General features: G+C 58.3%; 21 protein-coding genes. 4 read left to right on the plus strand and 17 right to left on the minus strand.

The genetic code is table 11. The annotated features are described in order from the left end of the window. Positions 1-114: 114 nt before the first annotated feature. Positions 115-768 (minus strand): hypothetical protein, encoded by a 654-nt coding sequence (locus tag VHC04_RS15485; RefSeq protein WP_325682841.1) that lies wholly within the window; start codon positions 766-768, stop codon positions 115-117. Positions 769-1,069: 301 nt separating this feature from the next. Between VHC04_RS15485 and VHC04_RS15490 the strand changes: the two genes are divergently transcribed. Further along, positions 1,070-1,279, plus strand: coding sequence for a hypothetical protein (locus VHC04_RS15490; RefSeq protein WP_325682843.1), 210 nt, complete (start codon positions 1,070-1,072; stop codon positions 1,277-1,279). 692 nt (positions 1,280-1,971) lie between these two features. Here the strand turns inward: VHC04_RS15490 and VHC04_RS15495 are convergent. The 13 genes from VHC04_RS15495 to VHC04_RS15555 form a co-directional block, all read right to left on the minus strand. After that, positions 1,972-2,310, minus strand: coding sequence for a hypothetical protein (locus VHC04_RS15495; RefSeq protein WP_325682845.1), 339 nt, complete (start codon positions 2,308-2,310; stop codon positions 1,972-1,974). Continuing rightward, complete coding sequence (locus VHC04_RS15500; RefSeq protein ID WP_325682847.1) at positions 2,310-2,738, minus strand: hypothetical protein; 429 nt, start codon at positions 2,736-2,738, stop codon at positions 2,310-2,312. The genes VHC04_RS15495 and VHC04_RS15500 overlap by 1 nt, the downstream gene beginning before the upstream one ends. A gap of 10 nt (positions 2,739-2,748) precedes the next feature. After that, the gene (locus tag VHC04_RS15505; protein ID WP_325682849.1) at positions 2,749-4,311 is read right to left on the minus strand and encodes a phage tail protein; all 1,563 of its coding nucleotides are present in this window, start codon (positions 4,309-4,311) and stop codon (positions 2,749-2,751) included. Positions 4,312-4,385: 74 nt separating this feature from the next. Then, positions 4,386-5,195 carry a hypothetical protein gene (locus VHC04_RS15510; RefSeq protein ID WP_325682851.1) on the minus strand — a complete coding sequence of 270 codons (810 nt, stop codon included), beginning with the start codon at positions 5,193-5,195 and terminating at the stop codon, positions 4,386-4,388. Then, complete coding sequence (locus VHC04_RS15515; RefSeq protein WP_325682853.1) at positions 5,195-5,842, minus strand: hypothetical protein; 648 nt, start codon at positions 5,840-5,842, stop codon at positions 5,195-5,197. The genes VHC04_RS15510 and VHC04_RS15515 overlap by 1 nt, the downstream gene beginning before the upstream one ends. Then, entirely contained in the window at positions 5,843-6,223 is a 381-nt protein-coding gene (locus tag VHC04_RS15520) for a hypothetical protein (protein WP_325682855.1), read from the minus strand. Between the two features lie 323 nt (positions 6,224-6,546). Then, positions 6,547-7,869, minus strand: a complete 1,323-nt coding sequence (locus VHC04_RS15525; protein WP_325682857.1) for a DUF4043 domain-containing protein — start codon at positions 7,867-7,869, stop codon at positions 6,547-6,549. 36 nt (positions 7,870-7,905) lie between these two features. Continuing rightward, complete coding sequence (locus VHC04_RS15530) at positions 7,906-8,322, minus strand: hypothetical protein (RefSeq protein ID WP_325682859.1); 417 nt, start codon at positions 8,320-8,322, stop codon at positions 7,906-7,908. Beyond that, positions 8,315-9,739 carry a phage portal protein gene (locus VHC04_RS15535; protein ID WP_325682863.1) on the minus strand — a complete coding sequence of 475 codons (1,425 nt, stop codon included), beginning with the start codon at positions 9,737-9,739 and terminating at the stop codon, positions 8,315-8,317. The genes VHC04_RS15530 and VHC04_RS15535 overlap by 8 nt, the downstream gene beginning before the upstream one ends. Before the next feature lie 16 nt (positions 9,740-9,755). Beyond that, positions 9,756-10,982 carry a phage terminase large subunit gene (gene terL, locus VHC04_RS15540; protein WP_325682865.1) on the minus strand — a complete coding sequence of 409 codons (1,227 nt, stop codon included), beginning with the start codon at positions 10,980-10,982 and terminating at the stop codon, positions 9,756-9,758. A 322-nt stretch (positions 10,983-11,304) separates the two neighbouring features. Beyond that, on the minus strand, positions 11,305-12,504 hold the full coding sequence (locus tag VHC04_RS15545; RefSeq protein ID WP_325682867.1) for a paraquat-inducible protein A: 1,200 nt from the start codon (positions 12,502-12,504) through the stop codon (positions 11,305-11,307). A 157-nt stretch (positions 12,505-12,661) separates the two neighbouring features. Then, positions 12,662-13,222: a PqiC family protein gene (locus VHC04_RS15550; protein ID WP_325682869.1), complete on the minus strand. Its 561-nt coding sequence runs from the start codon at positions 13,220-13,222 to the stop codon at positions 12,662-12,664. Between the two features lie 8 nt (positions 13,223-13,230). Next, entirely contained in the window at positions 13,231-14,922 is a 1,692-nt protein-coding gene (locus VHC04_RS15555; protein WP_325682871.1) for an intermembrane transport protein PqiB, read from the minus strand. A 242-nt stretch (positions 14,923-15,164) separates the two neighbouring features. Here VHC04_RS15555 and VHC04_RS15560 point away from each other — a divergent pair, with 242 nt between their 5' ends. Next, on the plus strand, positions 15,165-16,187 hold the full coding sequence (locus VHC04_RS15560; protein WP_325683072.1) for an LLM class flavin-dependent oxidoreductase: 1,023 nt from the start codon (positions 15,165-15,167) through the stop codon (positions 16,185-16,187). Between the two features lie 19 nt (positions 16,188-16,206). On the opposite strand, the gene ltnD is transcribed toward VHC04_RS15560, so the two are convergent. The 3 genes from ltnD to pip form a co-directional block, all read right to left on the minus strand. Beyond that, complete coding sequence (gene ltnD, locus VHC04_RS15565; protein WP_325682873.1) at positions 16,207-17,145, minus strand: L-threonate dehydrogenase; 939 nt, start codon at positions 17,143-17,145, stop codon at positions 16,207-16,209. A gap of 17 nt (positions 17,146-17,162) precedes the next feature. Beyond that, a complete protein-coding gene (locus VHC04_RS15570) occupies positions 17,163-17,855 on the minus strand; it encodes a Crp/Fnr family transcriptional regulator (RefSeq protein ID WP_325682875.1) in 693 nt (230 codons plus the stop codon). 120 nt (positions 17,856-17,975) lie between these two features. Beyond that, on the minus strand, positions 17,976-18,926 hold the full coding sequence (gene pip / locus VHC04_RS15575; protein WP_325683074.1) for a prolyl aminopeptidase: 951 nt from the start codon (positions 18,924-18,926) through the stop codon (positions 17,976-17,978). 105 nt (positions 18,927-19,031) lie between these two features. Here pip and VHC04_RS15580 point away from each other — a divergent pair, with 105 nt between their 5' ends. Together VHC04_RS15580 and VHC04_RS15585 are read left to right on the plus strand one after the other, a co-directional pair. Beyond that, a complete protein-coding gene (locus VHC04_RS15580; protein WP_325682877.1) occupies positions 19,032-19,334 on the plus strand; it encodes a DUF423 domain-containing protein in 303 nt (100 codons plus the stop codon). Then, positions 19,325-20,233: an SAM-dependent methyltransferase gene (locus tag VHC04_RS15585; protein WP_325683076.1), complete on the plus strand. Its 909-nt coding sequence runs from the start codon at positions 19,325-19,327 to the stop codon at positions 20,231-20,233. Before VHC04_RS15580 ends, VHC04_RS15585 begins: the two co-directional genes overlap by 10 nt. The last annotated feature ends 20 nt before the right edge of the window (positions 20,234-20,253 follow it).

A 20,253-nucleotide genomic window follows, 5' to 3' on the forward strand; every position in this document is an offset into this window, starting at 1 on the left:
ATCATTAAGGCGGTTTATATTAGCGATAGCGACCCACTGCAGAGCGCTGCCCAATTCCGTCGCGGCGATCCTGAACAGATTAGTATTGGATACAACGATGGTCTTCACGGCATCCTACTCTGCAAGGGTCACCAAGGCACGACTCAAAAGTGCGCGACAGCCGGTTAGGATCGCAAGTATCTCGCCTACCGACAATGCTGTCATGACATCTATATCCGGACTTGTACTTTCATCTGATGTCAGAGTAGCCATGTTGGCGCCTGCCTGATCTATTCTCTGGTCTATAGACGCAATTACGCTGGTTATAGCTTGCATTGCGTTACGGTTGGCACTTGTGCCTGATGTGGTGGCAGCCGTCAGCGCAGCGCTGCTAGGAAGGCTTGCCGAGTCCATCGACACCTGTGCAAGTCCGGAACGGGCGTCAGCCAAATCTGCCAGAATACTGGAAAGATTCGTGGGTGACTGTGAACTGACAGCGGTATTTTGCTTGACGACCGCAAGGCGCAGAGAGTACGAAATCCACCATGGACTGTTATAGGAGGCTGTGAATGTTCGTACAATGACGTCGTACTTGAACGACTGCCATTGCAAACTTACAGTATTACCCTGTTGGCGAATCGTATCTATTGCACGCGCGCGTGATTCGGCGTCTGCACCAGTGAATATCCCGCGAAATAGAATGTCGCTTTCATCTGGCCCCAGCGTCTCAAACACTCTGCGGCCGTCGGCAAGCCTGTGCGCCACGATTCGTTGCGAACCACCGAACATAATCTGTTCAGGAACTTCCAGGACCGTAAGCGTAATATCTGAAAGACGCAATTGAGACGGAAGCAAGGTAAATGACTGACCTGATAGAGAGCTATTGGGAGGCTAGAATGGGGTTAGCTTGCTTCGGGGCGCGATAACGCGTGGATCTACCCCGGTCATGCCACTGGGACTGCGGGACAATGTTCTAGCGAGATGGTCCACCACCCATCGCCCCAGGGCGGTACCATCAAATTGCAGAGTGCCGGCCTGGATCTGATTCACCGATCTATGAGTCGCGCCCTGCACGCGATCTAGCCGCGAGATGGAAGAACTATTGGGCACCGGCCTGTTGTCATTGATTGTTGGCACATTAAACGGAGGGTTTGTTACGCTGGGGGCTCGGGTTTCTGCTGCCAAAGATATACGGCGCCGCTTCTCCCCCGCCCTGACGCCGGCCTCTATCGAGCTAAAGGTCTGGTTGGATCTCGGTGCTATCGCTGCCGTTGTTAGCGATGCCCTCCTCAGCGAATGAGCAACTTGTGTCGCCAATACCGGTCCCCTGCCGGTTTGGGAGTTGGCGATGATTGTCGGCGAAGCAAGATTGCTGCCGAGCCCCTCGACAGTTATAAATTTACGGTTGCTCGCCAGCGTCCCGGCAACGAGCAAAGGTCCACGACTTTTGGATAATTGGCTGACGGCAAACGGTCGCGTTCGAACTGCCTCGGCTGGAACGCCATGTCCGGTCCATGAAAGGCACTTGGCGGAGACTGACCGATCGCGTTCCAAGCCCCGCTTTTTGGCCAGTTCCGCGATAGGGAAAAGGGGTTGAATTTTGCTATTCTGAAGCGCGTGGCTAAAAGTGCGCTCCTGCAGTCGCTGCGGCCTAGCTAGTGGGGGAACGGTAGGTGCCGACTGCCGATCCAGATGCTTCTGCAAGCCTAGATACCAAACAATGCGGCTTCTGATAGCTGGTGCTGTCCGTATCCTTCGCGTGTTCCGGGAGCCACCCGTTCTGTCTCCCGATATCCATGAAGCACCGTTAATCCACGAGCTCATTCCTGATGTCTTCCCATGTCAGCGTGCCCCAATTGAATCTACCGCCGTTTAACGTCCCGATGGCGACGACATGGGCCATTCTCTCATCAGGCGGAAGCGAGAATGCGACATCGTAAGGCACCCCATTCATGACCAGGTATAAGCAGTCGATCAGAACCGGGTGCCTGGCTAGTTTCCCACTTGTGCCGGACTCGCTTCAGGCTCCGCCTTGTCCAGTTCTCGGTTGATAGCAGCCAGGCCGGCATCACCAAGCTTCACGATCAAAGCCTCGATCTGGCCTTCGTTAACCGGCGTCGGCATCGGAATGTCATCGATAGCCTCAACCGCATATGCGAGGCTGGCTATCGACAACCATGGCTCATTCTGCGCCAGTGTCGGGCCGGCGGCCTTAAAGAGCCGCAGCGTATCCAAGGCTGTTGGGCGACGGATGACGATCTTGCGACCCTGGCTGTCGACGCTGACGATCCTATCCTGCGGCGCAGCCACAACGACCTCCGTACCCACCATCAGATCCTCTGCCTCTGGGTCGCGAAGAATTCCAGCTTTTGACGGACTGCTGCGTCACCCTTCCAGGTTCCGGCATTCGCCAGCTTGAACACCACGCCGCTAAATTGGTACGTTGAAACGGATCCATCTGCCTCCGTGACGTACTGATACATCGTTCCCGGTTGGATCGGATTTCCATTGTAAAAGCTTTGTTCGATCCCTGCGATGAAGTCATCAAGGATAGACGTGCCCCGCTCCACCTCAAACGTTCCCTCCCAGCCGCGAGGTAGTTCTGTACCAAGTTGCGTACCATCAATCCTGGATACCCGGATTGGTGTGGTCATCTGTCGGCTTTCGAAGGCGATAACATGGCTGATATCAATCCGACCGGTCGACCCCATGATCACGATCTGAGTGTCTCGACCGATCGAGAACGTTGTAAGCGCCACAACCCTCTCCTTAGTTTATCTGACCACTGGGAAGTGTCTGCACCGATACCTGCACGGTTTGACCTCCTTCTACATTCACAATAAAGCGCTCATTGATCGACTGATATTGAACTTGTGCGTCAGACTGCACGTATCCCAGGCTCGTACGAGATGGCGGATTATTGGACGCATCGCAAATCACACTGAACGGCATCGAACCATCCGTCGTTCCTAATAGCCCCTGCTGCAACATGTTACTGAGGAATGCCAGTTGCGTCGCCCGAATTTGCCTGAACAGATTCTGGTTAATCACCTGACCCACATACTGCCCCATGCCGGCTGCCAGGGTGGCTGCAATATAGTTTGTCAGCCGTGTATAATTGTCCCCGTGAATGGCCAGATTGCTGGAGGTATTGATGCCTCCACGAACGCCCCAGAACGTACCGGCTGGCTGAGGGTTGCAGATAACGTCGATCCCCGCCGCAAGCAGGGTACCCAATTCAGCGGCGGAGTATGCAGTATTCCAACCTGACGACGGCGCGCCAGAGCGTTGGCTGCCTACGATCCCGTAGATTTGCTTGTTTAAGCTTGATTGCTCCGGAGACAGATTGGCAAGCCGCCCTGCCGCGAAGCCCTGCGGCGAAACCAATCGAACGATCCCGTTCACACTATCCGACCACCATAGCCAGTCACCGAACATCAGTTTCACCGCGTAGCAGTCCAGGCCCACTTGGCCCACGGTTGCCACCGCGTTGGCTATTGTGTCACCGGCTGGTGTCGTCAGTATCAGGTAGATGCCCTCCTGCAGGCTGAACTCAGCCTGGGTCGTCCAGGTTGTGGCATCGTCGCAGTCGGCAAGAAGCGCCAAGCCACATCGCTGCCCACGCAGCGCGTACATACCAGTTCGAGTCGTGCCATCCGTCCCGATAAGCGACCTACTCGAGACGTTCGTTGCTCCATCCGAGCCGGGCGTCCCTGCGCCCAGTGTGATGGAAAACGTTGCAGGGGACGCAGTCGATCCACCAGCATTCGCCACGACCAGCTGCGATGGGCCTCGTTGCGGACTTGTCCCGGAATTGACTGCCTTCGCCAAAGCTTGCCAGAATTGCGCACCATTGCCCGTCAGCCCATCGAACAATTCGGGCAGGAAACCGGGTGCCGTGACGGTCAGCAGCCAGGCATTGGCTTTACTGCTGGGTGCGAGGTTAATAACAATGGAGTTTCCCAGCGTTCCGGTGTATTTCGCGGTGAACGAGACATTCGTTCCGGTCACAGACGCCGACGCAGCTGCGTCGGTGCCATCGGAAACTCTCACACATCGGAAATCCTGAGCGCCCTGCTGCACCGCAGTCGCCACCTGGGTGCCCATATCATATTTTCGAGCATTGATAGGCCCGAACATGCCGGCATAGTCGGCCATGGTAGCCACGATCGTGGGTTCGTTCACGGGTCCCCACGAGGCTGTGCCCACGACGCCTAGCACATTGGTCGGAACGCCATTCAATACCAAATTCTGTGGAGGAACTATTTGTACATAAAGATCAGGGACGATCAATGACGTGGCGTTTATACTTCCCTGCTGAATAATGGGCATTGGAATCCTACGGTACTACAAATATTTTTCGATCACACACCAGGCGCGCGTATTTGACCACTGTCTGGGATACTCTAGCCGAATGTCGTCGACGCATTGATGCCGACTCCGCCAAAAAGGAGAGCCGGCAAGGCGGTCGACACAAGTGTCGGATACTCAGCTGTGTATTCAAGGTCACGACGGTAGAGCAGGGCGTTCTGGGACTGGTCGTAGGTCGCGGTATTTCTATACTCCAACCGTGCAGAAGCACCGTCAGCAAGCATCAGAAAGGGCCTCTGGCTTAGCGCCAGATCGACAGCACTGGTGATGCTGTCACGTATCAAGGGTGCCGGGCACCAGAATACCAGGCGCAGATTTTTCTCTTGCCGACGTACCTCGTAAAGAAGCTTCGCATCGCAGACGGCGCGCCCGATTATACGGTATGATCCGGGCACCGAAACGGTGCTATTATCAAGTACTGCCGGGCGCTGACTCTGAATCAGGGAACAGAGATTCGCCGCGACCAGAGGCGCTGTATCCCCATCTTCTACGCGATAGACATATGGAGTGCCGTCTATGAGGACACCAGCGACGGTTCCTGTAGTAGGATTTCCCGTTATAGAAAATGCTTGGGTCGTTGTTTCAATAGCCATAGTCGCGTTCACGCGGGTGATGGAGCCGTCGTCCATATACCGCGTGGTCAGCCGTCCCACTTCGTTATCGCTGAATACCGTCACGTTTACAGCGCCAGCGCTCAGATCACTATTCAGCGTTAGCGCATTTGGCCAGCCCCGATAGATGCGGCATGTGGTACCAATAATGCTCCCACTTGAGATGCCTTGGGGATAGAGCACGCCCGAGACCGCATCCGCCAACGCCTGTTCCACATCGGAGATGTCGGCCATTATGTCGTCGCCAACTTGGTCGACACGCGCCAACCCAATTCCGAGAATTCTGCCGCGATCACAACTAAATTTCTACCCAGATCGTCGCTGACTATATCACCAGGCGCGATCACGACTGATGGCAGATTAGGAAGCAGCACCGTCATCTGCGGTGTCGCCTGAGCGGTAGGCAACCCTGACGGTGCGTCACCGGCGCCGGAAACTCCCAGGATGCTAGCCGGCCATCCTTGCAGAAGTAAGGCCGCATCAGCGCTGACATACCCACCATACGAATTTGACCCTACCGCCGACTGGATCGCAGGCCGCCGCAACGATACGACACGATTGGCCAGGATGCACAGGACGGGCAGCAGAGGCTGCTGGGCAGCAACGAAAAAAGCACGATTACTGGCCACCAGGTAGTCGCCTGGTTGAGTATATGACGCATCAAAAATGCCATGCCATTCATTCGACCCATAGCCGACAAATCCATCCATCCGCCCCCTCGGGGGCAGAAAGGCAGCATAGAGGCGCAGAAACCGATTAGCCTCGCTGATCGGATTGATGGCGCTCGTCGGCCGATACGCATCGATGCTGCTCCCGACGTGGCGCGCCGCCACACCGGCAGCAAAGTAGAGCCGGTCCTGGAGTTTATCGGCCTGCATCATCTAGACCACCAGTGTTCCCGCCTGATTTCCAAGGAACGGACCTGCAGGCACTCCGATGAAACCGCAAAGACGACGGCGCCATTCATCAAACAGTGCCAATCGATCCTTGACTTCACTGGCATTGCGTGTCCACACCCCGGCCTCAGTCGTATCCAGGTTGTCGGCCGCTCCGGTGACACCAGCCTCCAGGCCACTCAGGGTCGTCAGATAAGCTCTGACAACCACAAGCTCGGCGTCAGACAGATTGTTGATACGAAATTCCAATAGTCCGTAGATCTGAAAAAACCGCCAGGACTGCAAACCTTCGGCGGCTGCACCGTACGCCGGGAAGCCGCAATATCGCCTGACGTCAACTTTCTCGCTGTCCGCCAGTACCGTCACATTACCGACCCATCGCCTCGACTGACAATAACTGTTCCGGAGCCGCCGGGCATCAACACGGCGCAGTACTTGATTAAGATATTTATAGAAAGAATCGCTCTGCTTCCTCCTAGAATAGGAAAATCTGAGGCCGTGGCGGTGACACTGCTATCCGATCCAAAACGGACATAGGCCAAGTAGCCACTGGTATTTGTTACGACTACCGTATCCCCACCTCCGACCAAAATCGCATTTGTCGATGTCGACATCGCGGCCAGCGTAACGCTGCCGGTAGGCCGAAACGGACTCACAGAACCCGACATGATTGCTTGGTGACTTTTCTATCAACCGACATGTTCGACTACGACAGCACGCTTATATGCTGCATTGGTCGCAGTCGGCACGGTCGAAGGGTTGGTCGTCGTATCGGATGGCGCGCAGAAGCCACCAATCCAGTACCATGACTGGGCAATGATCTGCTGCAGCCGGTCGATCGCCTCGCGCGTTACCATGGCAATACCGTCAACCACGTTGATGATAGAGTCGGCAGGAGCAACGTCTTGCGAGCCGATGGCAGCGAAATCACCTTCGATCAACGCTCCTCGCCCACAGATCACGGGTCGCCGGATCATCAGACCAGACAGGGATGGATGACTTTGTACAAATGCTTCGGTTGTCGGAACGAATCGGAGACCTAAAAAATCGTTGGTCATTCCGTTCCTGAAGACCTGATTTGCCGACGTCGCCCCCTGAAAAAGCTGCTTGAAGTCCGGATCGGCAAATAGTTGCCGCGAGGAGACCGGGTCCAGATAGCAGTTATATGCGCCATCGATCTCGGGAACCGCATTGAGACGTAGTTTCGCTACAGCGTCGAGCAGGCACGACATCGTCAAGGTGTCGGAAGCAAGCAGTTGAGATGTGTTGCCGCGCTGCGACGGGCGGACAATAGATGCCCCCGATGCGGCGATCACGCTATTCCCGCTCGTACCATCCGAGACGGAGACATTGCCCGAGAACGTCAACGTCCCGGAAACGCCGTTGGGTGCCTTCGAGCCGTTGGTGGCATCCGCGGTGGCACTGATCAGGGAGTACGTGTTCGCCCCAACCGTCACAACCATTGGATTTGTTGAAGTAACGGACTGCTGGACACCATTCACAAAACAGACTTGAAACCCACGGATATCGTCGACTGAGATGGTTGGGCCAGCGCTCGATAGCGTTGCAGTTACCCGCGTGTTGCCACCAAGATAGGCTGCGAACAACGCATTCCTGGCAAGTTCGTCCAGGCTCCGGCCGGCTTGTTCACCGTTAACATAGGCATTTTGCAGGAACTGAGACGCGATGCCGACCTGCTCGGTCACCACGTTCAGGTCGGTGGTGGCCGCATAAAGATTCATCGAGATCGTATACTGTTCGACGCCCCAGGTTGTTGGCGTCAATCCATTGTCCAGGTTGGTGTTCAACGATGGCACCATCGGACTGGTCACCGTCGGTTTCAGACCGGCCCGGGTTTTCGTCAATGTCTCACCAATGCCGGCGGCAATAATAACGCGGTCGGCGCAAGCCCGATATGCCAGCTTGGATCGCAACGCTTGCTGGAATTCTCTTTCAAGAAAACCTTGCTGAATGATTGGCTGGAGAGTGCTGGGAAAGTTCTGGATCGGCATCTATGGTCCTGAAATCAGTTTGAAATGTCGTTGTAGTCAGATCCGGCGAGAAATCAGTGCTGCACGGGCCGCCGCATATTCTTCATCACTCATCTCCAATGCGGACCGCTGCTTGCGTGGATGGGAAGCGGGTGCGACAGCCGGGCTGGAGGAGGAAGTCGACGATCCGAATAGCCAGGGTTTGGAGCGACGCAGGTTGTCCATTGCCTCCCGTGCGCCAACCAGTTCATCGCTCGGACCGAGTGTCACGCCAGACAGATCGGCAAGCTTCAGACCATCCAAATCAATCATGCCGGCGCGCACGGCTTCGGCCTTCATCAGCGCGGTCACCAGGCGGCCTTCGAAGGACTGCTTCATGGCATCCAATTGCCGGTCATGCTCCGCAGTGATCTCGGAGCCCGCAGTTTCCTCCTGTTCGGGAACTTCCGGCTCGTCTATGGAGATCTCACCCATTGTCGCCACTTTCACTCGATGCCTCATTCAAAATTGATTCAGTCTCCTCGATAAGGAATTCGATATCATAGGAACCAGCGATGGCCTTCATAACAGCATCTCGGCTCATGCATCCGGCCTGAACCAGCGCGACGAGTGATTGAGCGTCTTTCTGACGATCATCCGCGGTCGTCGGATACCATCGCGGCCACTTGAGGCTTACGGGCGCCGACGGATCGATAGGATCCACCCTTTGACCTAGAACCACCAGTGGAAATCGCTGGGATGCCAGCGCAATGAGACGAGCCAGCTGTAGCAGCGCCACTTCTCCGTAACTAATCCGGAGATTGTCAGCCAGCCAGATCAGCCCCTGATTCATTAGTTCAAGGGCGCGCCCGGATTGAGCCGTCGACAACCGCTCCGGACTCGCTCGATTGCCGTGAACACTTTCAAGTGCCAGTTCACGTAGACTGCGAACATACTCGATCACCGCGCCGCTTGCGGTACCTCCGATCTCCAGAAGGCGCGCATCGCCTTTTTCGGAAACGATGAGAGCATTGCCGGCACCTTTGACTATGTCCCCATCAGGGAGCGCCGGATCTTTCAATAGAAGAGTTGGGTCACTGCTATATTTGAGCCCCCTGCCGACCTGGCTCAGCTGGTAGTCAATCTCGACCTGTGTGTGCATCGCAGCTGCAAATGTACAGGCTCCGTCAGACTCATCGCCCGTGTAAGGGCGGCCAGGTAGGTTCTTGATCCACACAATAGGGACCGAACCGATATTGTGCGATATGCTTCGTTCGAGATCGACCTCAAACGGGTTCTGGGTGCCAACCGGCCACGGCTGATACCAGATCTCCTGCCTCGCATCCCAGCGCCGGGCAAACCAGTACTGGCATGTAGGGTCTTCGAGTATATACCCCTTACGCACTAGATCCTGACCCGCTACCTTATACTGCTCGTCGACCTGTAGCAGCGTATCCGGCGCATACGGGTCCCAGAGCGGAGTCAGGAAGGTGGTGTCAAGGACGCTCACGAATAACCGTCCGTTTAACACTCTCATCAGGAGGGCCACCGACCCGACGGATCCGCGCATTGCCGCATCCGTCATGACCTGATTCAGGTGTGTTTCCCTGGCGATATTCGCAAAGACCTGCCGAACCTCCTGATCCGGGCTATCGAACGTTGGAAAGTGGCCTTCGCTGAATAGAAGCGAGACGCTATCTTCGACGACGACTCGACAAAGCGGATATCTGACGTTTGGCCGCCGTTGCCGCAGCGGTATATATTCTCCCCCTTCTGTCCGCTCCTCGTGAAAGTGGAATGGCAGAACATCGTATATTGTTCCATCCATCACCTTATTCAGAATTTCCAGGCGGTGGACTCGGTCAGGGTAGTCTGGATCGCGCGCCACAAGTTCGCTTAACGTATCGAACATTCGTCCCGTCTGTTTTCTAGCGCTGAAATAGGGTAGTCTGAACCGATTTTACCGGTCGCGGTATATTGCAGATTGTCATGAATGCTCTGACCAGGGCATCAACCTGATCGTCTTTTCGGCCAAACGGAAAGTCCCGCAGTTCATCAATCAGGATGGCGTTCCAAAACGCTTCTGTGATTAGAACGTTGCCAGCTTCCATCTGCGACGCGAGAGGCATGGCGCGTGTGGCTTTTGATCCTGTTTCCCTTGTACTCAGGACGACAAATCCGCCAAGTTGGCGGGTAAGATATGCCATTTGACTCTTGCCTGCCTGACCCGGGTCCTCGGGAATACTGATGATTACTCCGGAGCCATCACACCGGGCAGTTGAGACAATAAGGTCTTCCACCTCTCGGGGCGAGCCACGCAGTCGAACGACATCCAATATGATGTATCGATGGTCTGCCAGCAGACCCAGCTTCACACCGACCGTCCAATCCGGATCGTTCCTTTGGCTCGCGGCCGTAGCGGCAAGGTCCCAGCCGCGAACAGTGGCGATCAGCGTCCGATCCTGTCCCGGGTTTACCGTCTCCAGGCGGTCGACCGAGAATAGTCGCCCGACTGCAGGTTGCGGATTCTGCTGAAACAACGCCGCCCACATGCGCTCCCCGATCTCCTGCCGCTTGCGCAGCAAGGCATCAAGAGGTTCCCACTCCGGCCACAATGCAGCACCGATCGGTCGACCAAGCGGATCCTGCGCTTCCGCGAGAGCAGGTAATCGGACAGCACGCCAGTCCGCGCCTGATTGCGCCATAAGACGTCCGCTCAGGTCATCGACGTGCCAACGCGTCATCACGACAGCGATCCGGCCACCGGGCCGCAGGCGCGTGACGAGGTCAGCCCTGAACCATTCCCATAAATAATCCCTGCGACTTTGACTCTCGGCATCTACCTGCGAGCCGATAGGATCATCGATGATGATCAGATCGGCTCTTCGTCCGGCTATGCCCGCGTGGACGCCAACGGCAAGAAATTCTCCCCCCTCTGTCGTCGTCCAAGACTCGAGGGATCGGTTCGCCGTGCGTACCGAGAACCCGAGAGACGGTAGTTTTTCCTCTACGAGAATCCTGACTTTCCGGCTGAAATACGTTGCCAATGCCGCAGAATGGGATGCAATGATGACCGACGATTGGGGAAATTGAGTGAACCACCACGATGGAAATATAATAGAGCTATAAGTGGATTTGGCGGATCCGGGCGGCATCAAAACAATAAGTCGATCGCACTCTCCTTTTGCGAGATCTTCAAGATTGCGAAGCAGCAGGCGGTGGTGCGCGGCCGGCGCATGTCCTTGTGCCTTTCCGATCGCCCTGGCCCAACCCAGGAGGCTACCGCGAATCTGTCCTCGTCCGAGGAGGTGACCTTCTAGAATGACGACAGACCAAATTCACAACCAGGACGTCGCCGCACACGCCCCGATTTGCGAGGGAAAGCGATCATATAGGAACTTATAGCCCAATATGGGGCGTTTGGTCAACCTAAATGTTCCTATCACGGAGAATGATTGCCATCCGCCGCTCTGCTGCTTATGCGTCTCCGGCCGGCCGCCAGGCTTGCGGGCTCGGCTCAGGCAGTTGTGGCCGCGATGGCGTCCGTGCCGCATCCCACATCAGGCGGGGATCGAACGCCTCGGCAGATAGCATTGTCAGGATCACCACCGCACAAAAAGCCAAGGCGCCGATTCCAGGCTCGATTGTCACAAGCCCGCCAAATTGGACCAAAGCACCCAGCAGAGATTCCATGAAGATATCGACCATCGACCAGCGACCGATCCACGCCACAATGAAATAGATAGCTGTCTTCTGGCGCAGTCCAGCGCCCATCGGTCCGGAATGCGAGGACGCGCGTGTTGTCCGCAACAGCATGATAAGTCCGACCAGCTTCAGCAGCGGCACCAGCACACTTGCCGACAGGACAAGAATTGCCAAAGGATACAGATGGGCGGCGATTAATTCCTCCACTCCGCCAACGATCGTGCTCGGTTCACCGCTACCCAGCTGAATGACTGTCAATACAGGGTAGTAATTTGCCGGAACATAGAGAATCGCGCCGGCCAGCAGATAAGCCCATGTTCGGGTCGTGCTCGACGGCTTTCGTGGATGAAGTGCGGAGCCGCAACGGGGGCACCACGCAGGCGCATCTCCAGACTTTGCCGCTGGAAAGCTCACGAACCCACACCCTTCGCAGCCAATCGCCTCATTCGTGTGTGATTCAGCGCCCAGCCGCGGGGGCATCGGGGCATGGGTCAGGCCCCGATGTTCTATCGCTTCCCAAACCGCGTCCGGATCGAGCGCAGTATCGGCCCATAGGGTCACGACAGTCAGCAGGGCCAGTGCATAGACAGCTGGTCCAACCTCGATATGCACCAGATCACCCAGCTTCGTATATGCGACGAACGCACCCAGCAGGAGAACGTCGAGCATCGCCCAGATGCTCATGCGGCGTGCGAACAGAAATGCCCCGCGTATGTTCGGCGGCGGTCGTGTCATGCGGACACCGACAAGCACATAGGTCATCGCGAGATACTTGCTGAGCGGTGCAAAGGCCGTCGTAAATCCCACGACCAGACCCAGCGGCCACAAACCGCGACGGGCAAGCTCCAGCGGGCCATCCAATAGGTCAGCGTCGTGGACGATTCCCGAAGCTGACACCCGCATCAGCATTGTGGTCCAGAGTATGATGAAGAGAGCGAGGGCCGCGATCGTCAGGGCAAGGCTGTGTGCCATGGGCTCGCGCCGGGTGCGACGCAATGCGGTACCGCACCGGAAGCATCCCGCATGCATTTCCGGCAGCAGCGCAGGGACCGTCTGGACCTGGCCGCAGCCGGAACACTCGCGAAGTTGCGGCGCGGTCACCAGCTTTGGGTCGCCCGACATTCCGAACCTAGCGCGCGAGCATGGCGGCCAGGCCATCTGCCAACTCACCGATCGCCAGGCTCTCGGCTGCCGCCTCATCGGCGACCGAGGTGGAAGCGGGGGGCTTCCTGATCGTAAATGTCCGCGTCAGCGGCTGTGGCCGGTCCCTGAACTTCACTGCCACCTGGGCCAGGAAGGTCAAATCACCATCGGGTTCCTCGTCCATTCGCTGCACGTTGACTTCTACCACGGCGTCCGCAACCACCGATATGGCACTGCGCTCACTATAGACATTGCTTGCAGGCAGGCGCTGCGCCAACTCGACCGCGAGTACCCGCCCGATCATGCCGCCCAGCGGCTCACCCCACATGTCATTGGCCATGATCTGCAGACGATAGCCGCTGGATGACCTGACGATCTCGGGCCTGTCAAGGTAACCAGCGAGACCGATATCACGAAGTTCGATGTTCTTGACGCTACCAGATATAACCGCTCCCGGCTGGACGCCGATGGTATAGATACGAGGGTTAGGCGACGAACACGCGGCCAAGCCTGCTGCTGATAGCATCGCGACCGCCAACGGGCGCATTCTGCTTCTCATTCCGTCCCCTTGTCCGTGCGACCGCGAATAAGCGCCTCGGGATGACGCTGAAGCAGATCAGTCAATGCCCGGATCGATCGCACGGCATTTGTTAGTTGTGGCAGCAACTGGTTCAGGTCGCGGTTGAACTTGGAGCTGTCCCCGTATCCATCATTCAAGGATCCCGCAAGTTTGTTCGCCTTCGTCAGGGTTTCCTGCAGTTGCTTCGTAGCGTCGGGCAGACCTTTCAAGGCTGGCCCAAGGCCCTTGTCGAGCTTCCCAGTCAGGTCGTGGACACTCATCAGGGTCGCATTCAACGAGACCAGAGCCTGCCTGACCTGTGGCCCATTGACAATCGTGTTTAGCCCGGCCGTCAGATCCGTAATGGTGTTGCCAATCTTGACGAAGTCGATCTGATTGACCTTATTGAGCAAATCGGCTGCGGATTGCTCGATCGTATCAAAACCTCCAGATTGAGCAGTCGGCATGATGTAGACATCCCCCACCTTCTGCAGCTTCGCCGGATCTGCATGGGGGAAAAAATCCAGGGCCACGAGCTTTTGACCTGTCAGCAGATTTGACGCCTGAAGCGTCGCTCGCAAACCTCTCCTGACCATTTCCTCCGCGATCTGGCCGCGCGGAAGTGCCGTCACCTCCCCTATATCCGCTATGCGACCAGGCTCGATCCGATATTCCACCGGCGCGACAATTTCATCAGAAACTGAATCATAGGCCAGACCGACGCGAGTAACCTGACCGATCTTCAATCCGTGAAGTGTAACAGGTGCCCCGACGGTGAGCCCCCCCACGGAACCGGGGAAGAAGGACTTCAGATAGATCAGGTGACCAAATCCGACGGCCTCTGCCTCCTCCCTGCTCGCGAAAAGCGTAAATATATGATCAGCCGCACTGACCGGCTCTGCCTTGTCACCGCCCGAATCGAACGCAATGCCACCGAGCAGCAAAGCTTTCAGAGATTCCATTTGAACGGAAATCCCGCTGCTGCCCAGATTAACCGATACGCCCGAAGCGTTCCAGAAATGCGTCGTGTCGTGGATGTAGCTGTCAAACGGTTTCCGGACAAAGGCATGAATCGTTACATTCTGAGCCATGTCTCCAAGGTCATAGCCAAGCACTGTGCCAACATCAACATCTCGGAAATAGATCGGCGAACCCGGACTGACCGTGCCGATCCGCTCCGCCCGGAGCAGAAACGTACGGCCTGGCTCATTGGTAACAAGAACAGGAGGGTCTTCCTGCCCGACAAAGTCTCGTCTGGGCTCGCCGGGTGTGGCCGAGGGTAGCATTTGAATGTAAGGTCCCGATAACAGCGTATCCAGACCGCTGACCCGACCAGCAAAAAGCCCCGGCCTGACGACCCAGAACACGGTTTTATCGGTCAGCAGTGGATCTGCCTGACGTTTTGTCTCGACAGTCACGATGACACGGCTGAGGTCGGACGACACCGTAATATTGCTGACGATGCCCATATCAACGTCCTTGAACTTCAGATGCGACTGGCCTGCCTGCAGTCCCTCGGCGCTTTGAAATGAAATCGATATGGTCGGACCTCGCTTGGAGTAGGTATTCCAAGCCAGCCACGCACCGATAAGCGCCGAGATGATCGGAACAAGCCACACCACCGGTATACGCTTGCGCGGGCGCACATAGGCCGATGCCATTTGGGGCGGCGAATGTCGACCGCTCACCGACGCCTCGTCAGCTCGCCGTATTCGGCAAATCGGTCGCGTTCATCGCTGCCTACTCGCATCGGCTACCACACAGTGTCGGTCGACCGCGATATGCCATACCGCGGATGGTTTATCCAAGCCCCGGCCGGCGTTTTGGGCGTCGTGTGACAAGCCGTGGCAGGCAGGTCATGATGATGCCCTCCCCGGTCGCGCCAGTTCGCAGTGACGTCCTGGGTCCAGAAAGGATTGCATTCAATCATATGGTAGCCTTCTCAGTTCTTGATCTCGCCCCGATCCCGGAAGGGTCCTCCGCTGGACAGGCCTTGGCGAACGCGGCTGATCTCGCCAGCCTTGCCGACATTCTCGGCTACCACCGATATTGGATGGCGGAACACCACAACATGCCCGGAATTGCCAGTGCGGCAACCGCCGTGGCGCTGGCGCATGCGGCGAACAGAACAGAAACAATTCGTATCGGCGCCGGCGGTGTCATGCTGCCTAATCACGCGCCATACCTTATAGCGGAGCAATTCGGCACTCTGGCGGCTCTTTATCCGGGCCGCGTCGATTTGGGTATCGGCCGAGCACCTGGATCAGATCAGGTCGCGGCCCGCGCGATGCGCCGGAACCTCGCAGGCGACGACAATTTTCCCCAGGATGTCGTCGAACTGATGTCGTATTTTCAGGAGCCAATCGCCGGTCAGCGCCTGCAGGCAGTTCCAGGTGCGGGGAACGAGGTTGAATTCTGGATCTTGGGATCGAGCACATACGGCGCACAACTCGCGGCGGCACTGGGTCTGCCTTACGCATTTGCCTCGCATTTCGCGCCGACCTACCTAGACGACGCTCTGGCCGTCTATCGATCCACATTCCGGGCGGTAAACAAATGGGAGAAGCCGCGGGTCATGATCGGCGTCAATGTCTATGCCGCCGAGACCGATCAGGACGCCCGGCTGCTATTTTCCTCGCATCAGCAGGCATTTCTCAATCTTCGCCGAGGACGTCCCGGTAAGCTTCCGCTACCGATCGCCGATCTAGATCATCACCTGGACCCGATGGCACGAGCCATGCTGGCGGATTCGCTCGCATTTGCCTGCGTCGGATCGCCCGCGACCGTCCGTCAGACGCTCGATGCCATCCTCAGGCGAACACAGGCCGATGAGGTCATTGTGACAGCCCAGATCCACGATCACGATGCGCGCAAGCGATCGTTCACGTTGTTGGCTGACATCGTTCGGGAGATGGGGGGTCTCAGGTCAGCAGCAGCGGCAAATGCCGGATGAGGAGCCAATCCACATCCTGTCAAGCAATCCCCAACGCCTTGCCACTCCCGTCCGATCCGTCGTCCTGTGATTTGCTCGGGAGATTGATGCCAGCCAGCGCCTGCCAGACCCGGATGACAAAGGCATCGTCTTTAAATCCTTGCCCGTTCGCGGCAGCCGCCAGGAATAACTGATGCGCCGCCGCCGCCATCGGCAACGGAAACGTCAATGCTCTGGCCTGATCCAGGACGATGCCCAGGTCCTTGACAAAGATATTGACGGCGGAATGCGGCGTATCGTCGCCCTCAAGGATGTGTGGAACGCGGTTTTGCCACATCCACGAACTGCCAGCGGATTCCGAAATCACCTTATAGAGTGTCTCCGGATCCGCACCCGCCCGGACCCCGAGCGCCAGTGCTTCCGCGGCGGTTGCGATATGAACACCGGCAAGCAGTTGGTTGACCATTTTGACGGTGCTCCCAACACCGATCTCGGTCCCCAGGCGCCAGACCTTGGTCGATATCGCCTCCAACACAGGGGCAGCCTTGGCGAAGGCCGTATCCGAACCGGACGCCATGACAGTCATCGTGCCGCCACGCGCACCGACGGACCCACCGGACACCGGAGAGTCGAGCATCAGGAACCCGCTCTCCTCGATCCGCTTCCCTAGTGATCTCGCGGCTTCCGGCGCCACTGTCGCGCAGCACAGGATTACGCCGCCCGGCCTGAGATGCCGCAGACAACCACGCTCCCCGAACAGCACGGCCTCGGTCTGGGCCGCGTTGATCACGAAGACGATCACTGCCTCGATATCCCCTGGCAGCTCGTCGGGGGCAGATACGACAGTGCCGCCTTCAGCCGCGAAAGCCTCCCGCGCTTCCGCCCGCACTTCACAGCCGGTAACGACATGCCCCTTCCTGAGAAGGTTCAGGGCAGTACCCATGCCCATGCTCCCCAGCCCGATAACGCCGACCTTCATGGCGCCCTATCCCCCGATCACATATGGACCAAGGCGCGCAACGCATCGACATCACGCACCGTCAACCGCGCCTGATCCGTGTCGTACACAACCATTCCAGCAGTACGCCACGCATTCAGAATGGTAATGATGCTGCGCGTCGTGGCGCCCAGCAGATCGGCAAGGTCGCCCTGCCGCAGCCGATGGCCCAGCCGATACCCCGCCTCCGTCTGACGCCCTTCTCGTTCTACCAGGTACAGAACCTGCCGCGCGAGCCTGACCTCCAGCGTCTCGAACGTCGCGTCCTGCAGAAGCTCAAAAGTCCGTCGAAGCCTTTGCGACAACCAGTTGGTCATCGCCGTGCCCAATTCCGGACTTTGGGCCATAGCGGAACGAAACGCAGCGGACCGTATCTTGTAGAGGCGCACCCGCCCTTCGGCGATGGCCGAGGCGGTTCTCGGACCGTTGTCGATGACCCCGATCTCACCAAAAATGTCGCCGACCCGGAACAGTTCGACCATCAGCGCCTTGCTGTTCCGGTCAACCGCCCCGATCCGCACATGGCCATCACCACCGATGACGGCGTAAACGGCATCAGCCGCCTCGCCTTGCTGGAACACCGCCGTACCATCCCGCGGCTCAATGACCATCCCGCCTGCTTGCAGCACCTCCAGGTGCGCCGGCGACATGCCCTGAAACATTGTGATGGCCGACAGCAGCACTTGGCTCACACCTCACCCCCGCGCATTCGCATACCATCCAGCCTGTCTGTCAATTGCCCGCGGCGGCTCCCACACTGGGAAAAGAGGTCGTTCAGTCGCGCCCCAACCAAGCTGCGCCGCCGCTCGGATTCAACGGACACCGCGGAAACGTTCGACGGCAGCGATCAGGGCACGCCGGATGCCCGGCTCCAAGGCCGAATGGCCTGCATCCGCAACCATTGTCAGCCGAGCATTCCGCCAGGCACAAGCCAGTTCGTAAGCGCTGGTCGCCGGACAGATCATGTCATAACGGCCCTGCACGATTTCGGCCGGTACCTGCGCGATGCGATCGACATGGCCCAGCAAGCCCTCGGATGGCAGGAACAACCCATTGGCAAAATAATGGGCTTCAATCCGGGCTAGACCCAGCGCCGTGCGGTCCTGGGAGAAGCCGGACACGGTCTCCGGACTGGGCAGCAAGGTGCTGCAGGTTCCCTCGAAGATCGACCACGCCCGCGCGGCTGCCAGATGAATGGCCGGGTCCGGATCGGTCAGGCGACGCAGATAGGCGCCCAGCAAGTCACCTCGTTCAGTCTCCGGCAAGAACCCGGCAAACGCGGCATGGGCTTCCGGGAACACCATGCGGATACCGTCCAGGAACCAGCCAACTTCCTGCTGCCGCCCTAGAAATACCCCACGCAACACGCAACCGGACACCCGATCGGGGTGAGCCTGGGCATAAGCGAGCGCCAGAGTGGATCCCCAGGAGCCGCCGAACAGCAGGAACTGGTCGACGGCGAGATGCCGGCGCAGTACCTCGATATCTCTGACCAGATCGGGGGTCGTGTTGTGCTCCAGACTGCCCAGAGGGCGTGAGCGACCGGCGCCGCGCTGATCGAAAATGACGATACGCCAATAGTGCGGATCGAAGAACCGCCGGTGCACCGCCCCTGCGCCGGCGCCCGGACCACCATGCAGGAACAGTACCGGCCGCCCGTTGGGATTGCCAGCTTGCTCCCAGTACATCACATGTCCGCCGGACAGCGGCAGGTAACCGGTCTCGTAGGGTCCGATCTCTGGGAACAGATCGCCGCGGGGCATGATCCGCGATGCTATATCCGCCGCCAGCGAGGGAAAACAGGGATTGCGCTCATGCAGCGAATTTGGATCGCGCTCGGCTGCCTGGCCGGGCTTGGCGCGGTAGCCATGGCCGCGGTCACGACCCATGCGCTCACGGATCCGGGCGCTCAGCATATCGCTTCCAACGGCGTGCAAATGCAAGGGTGGCACGCCCTGGCACTGGTCGGGCTAGGGCTGTGGTCGCCGCGGGGTGGCATGCTGACTCACGCGGCCGGCGTCGCATTCGCGGCCGGCATGGTGCTGTTCTGTGGCAGCGTCTACGCGCTGGCGATCGGCGGGATCAACCTGGGCCGCATTGCCCCCACCGGCGGTATCCTGCTCATGGCCGGTTGGGCGCTGTTTTGCGCTTCCGCGATTCGCTGCCGGTGATCCGCTCCGCCTATCTTGCGGCCGAAGGATTTGAAAAGCCCCTGGCGGAAGAGTTGTTCCGGCGGGGCGTCATCCCTGCGGGGTGGCACGGGCGTCTCGCCCTGTCATCCTCAGCGCCGATCGACGTCGCCTGGGCGGAGGATGTCTGGCTGGAGCCGAAAGACATTCCGGTCTCCTCGATCAAGACGGCGGCTGATGAGCTTCGCAGCATTCAGCGCAACTGGGGCGCCTATGCCGCTCGGCACCACCGGCGGATGGTACTGATCGCAGATCGGCTGCCGCCGATGCGGGCCCGTCCACTCGTGTTCCCGCAATCGCCGCCGGCCAGTCATCTCGGCGGCTGGACGCTGCTGGCGCCAGATCGGATGCTTGCCAGCGCCCGCAAATCATCGCCTTTCGTGAATGGCGCCTGTCAATTCGTCGAAGACCGCACCGGCCCGCCCAGCCGAGCATACCTGAAGCTATGGGAAGCATTGACCAGATTGGGAAAATGGCCCGTGCCCGGCCAGCGCTGCATCGACCTGGGCGCGTCCCCAGGTGGCTGGACCTGGGCACTCGCCTCGCTTGGCGCCGAAGTCACAGCTGTCGACAAGGCGCGGCTGGACCCACGAATTGCTGGCTTGCCCAACGTTCGGCAAAGGCCGGCCAGCGCCTTCGGCATCAAACCGGAGCCGGTCGACTGGCTTTGCAGTGACGTGATCGCCTACCCGAACCGCCTGTTCGACCTGGTCCGGCGCTGGATCGACGCCGGTGCCACGCGGCACATCATATGTACGGTGAAATTCCAGGGCGATACCGACCACGATGCCGCCGAGGCATTTGCAGCCATTCCCGGCGGGCGTGTGGTGCACCTGTTCCACAATAAGCACGAACTCACTTTTCTTTGGGCGGCTTGCTGACCGGCCTGCGCTTCGGCTAG

It is taken from the genome of Rhodopila sp. (assembly GCF_035548095.1).
Lineage (GTDB): Bacteria > Pseudomonadota > Alphaproteobacteria > Acetobacterales > Acetobacteraceae > Rhodopila.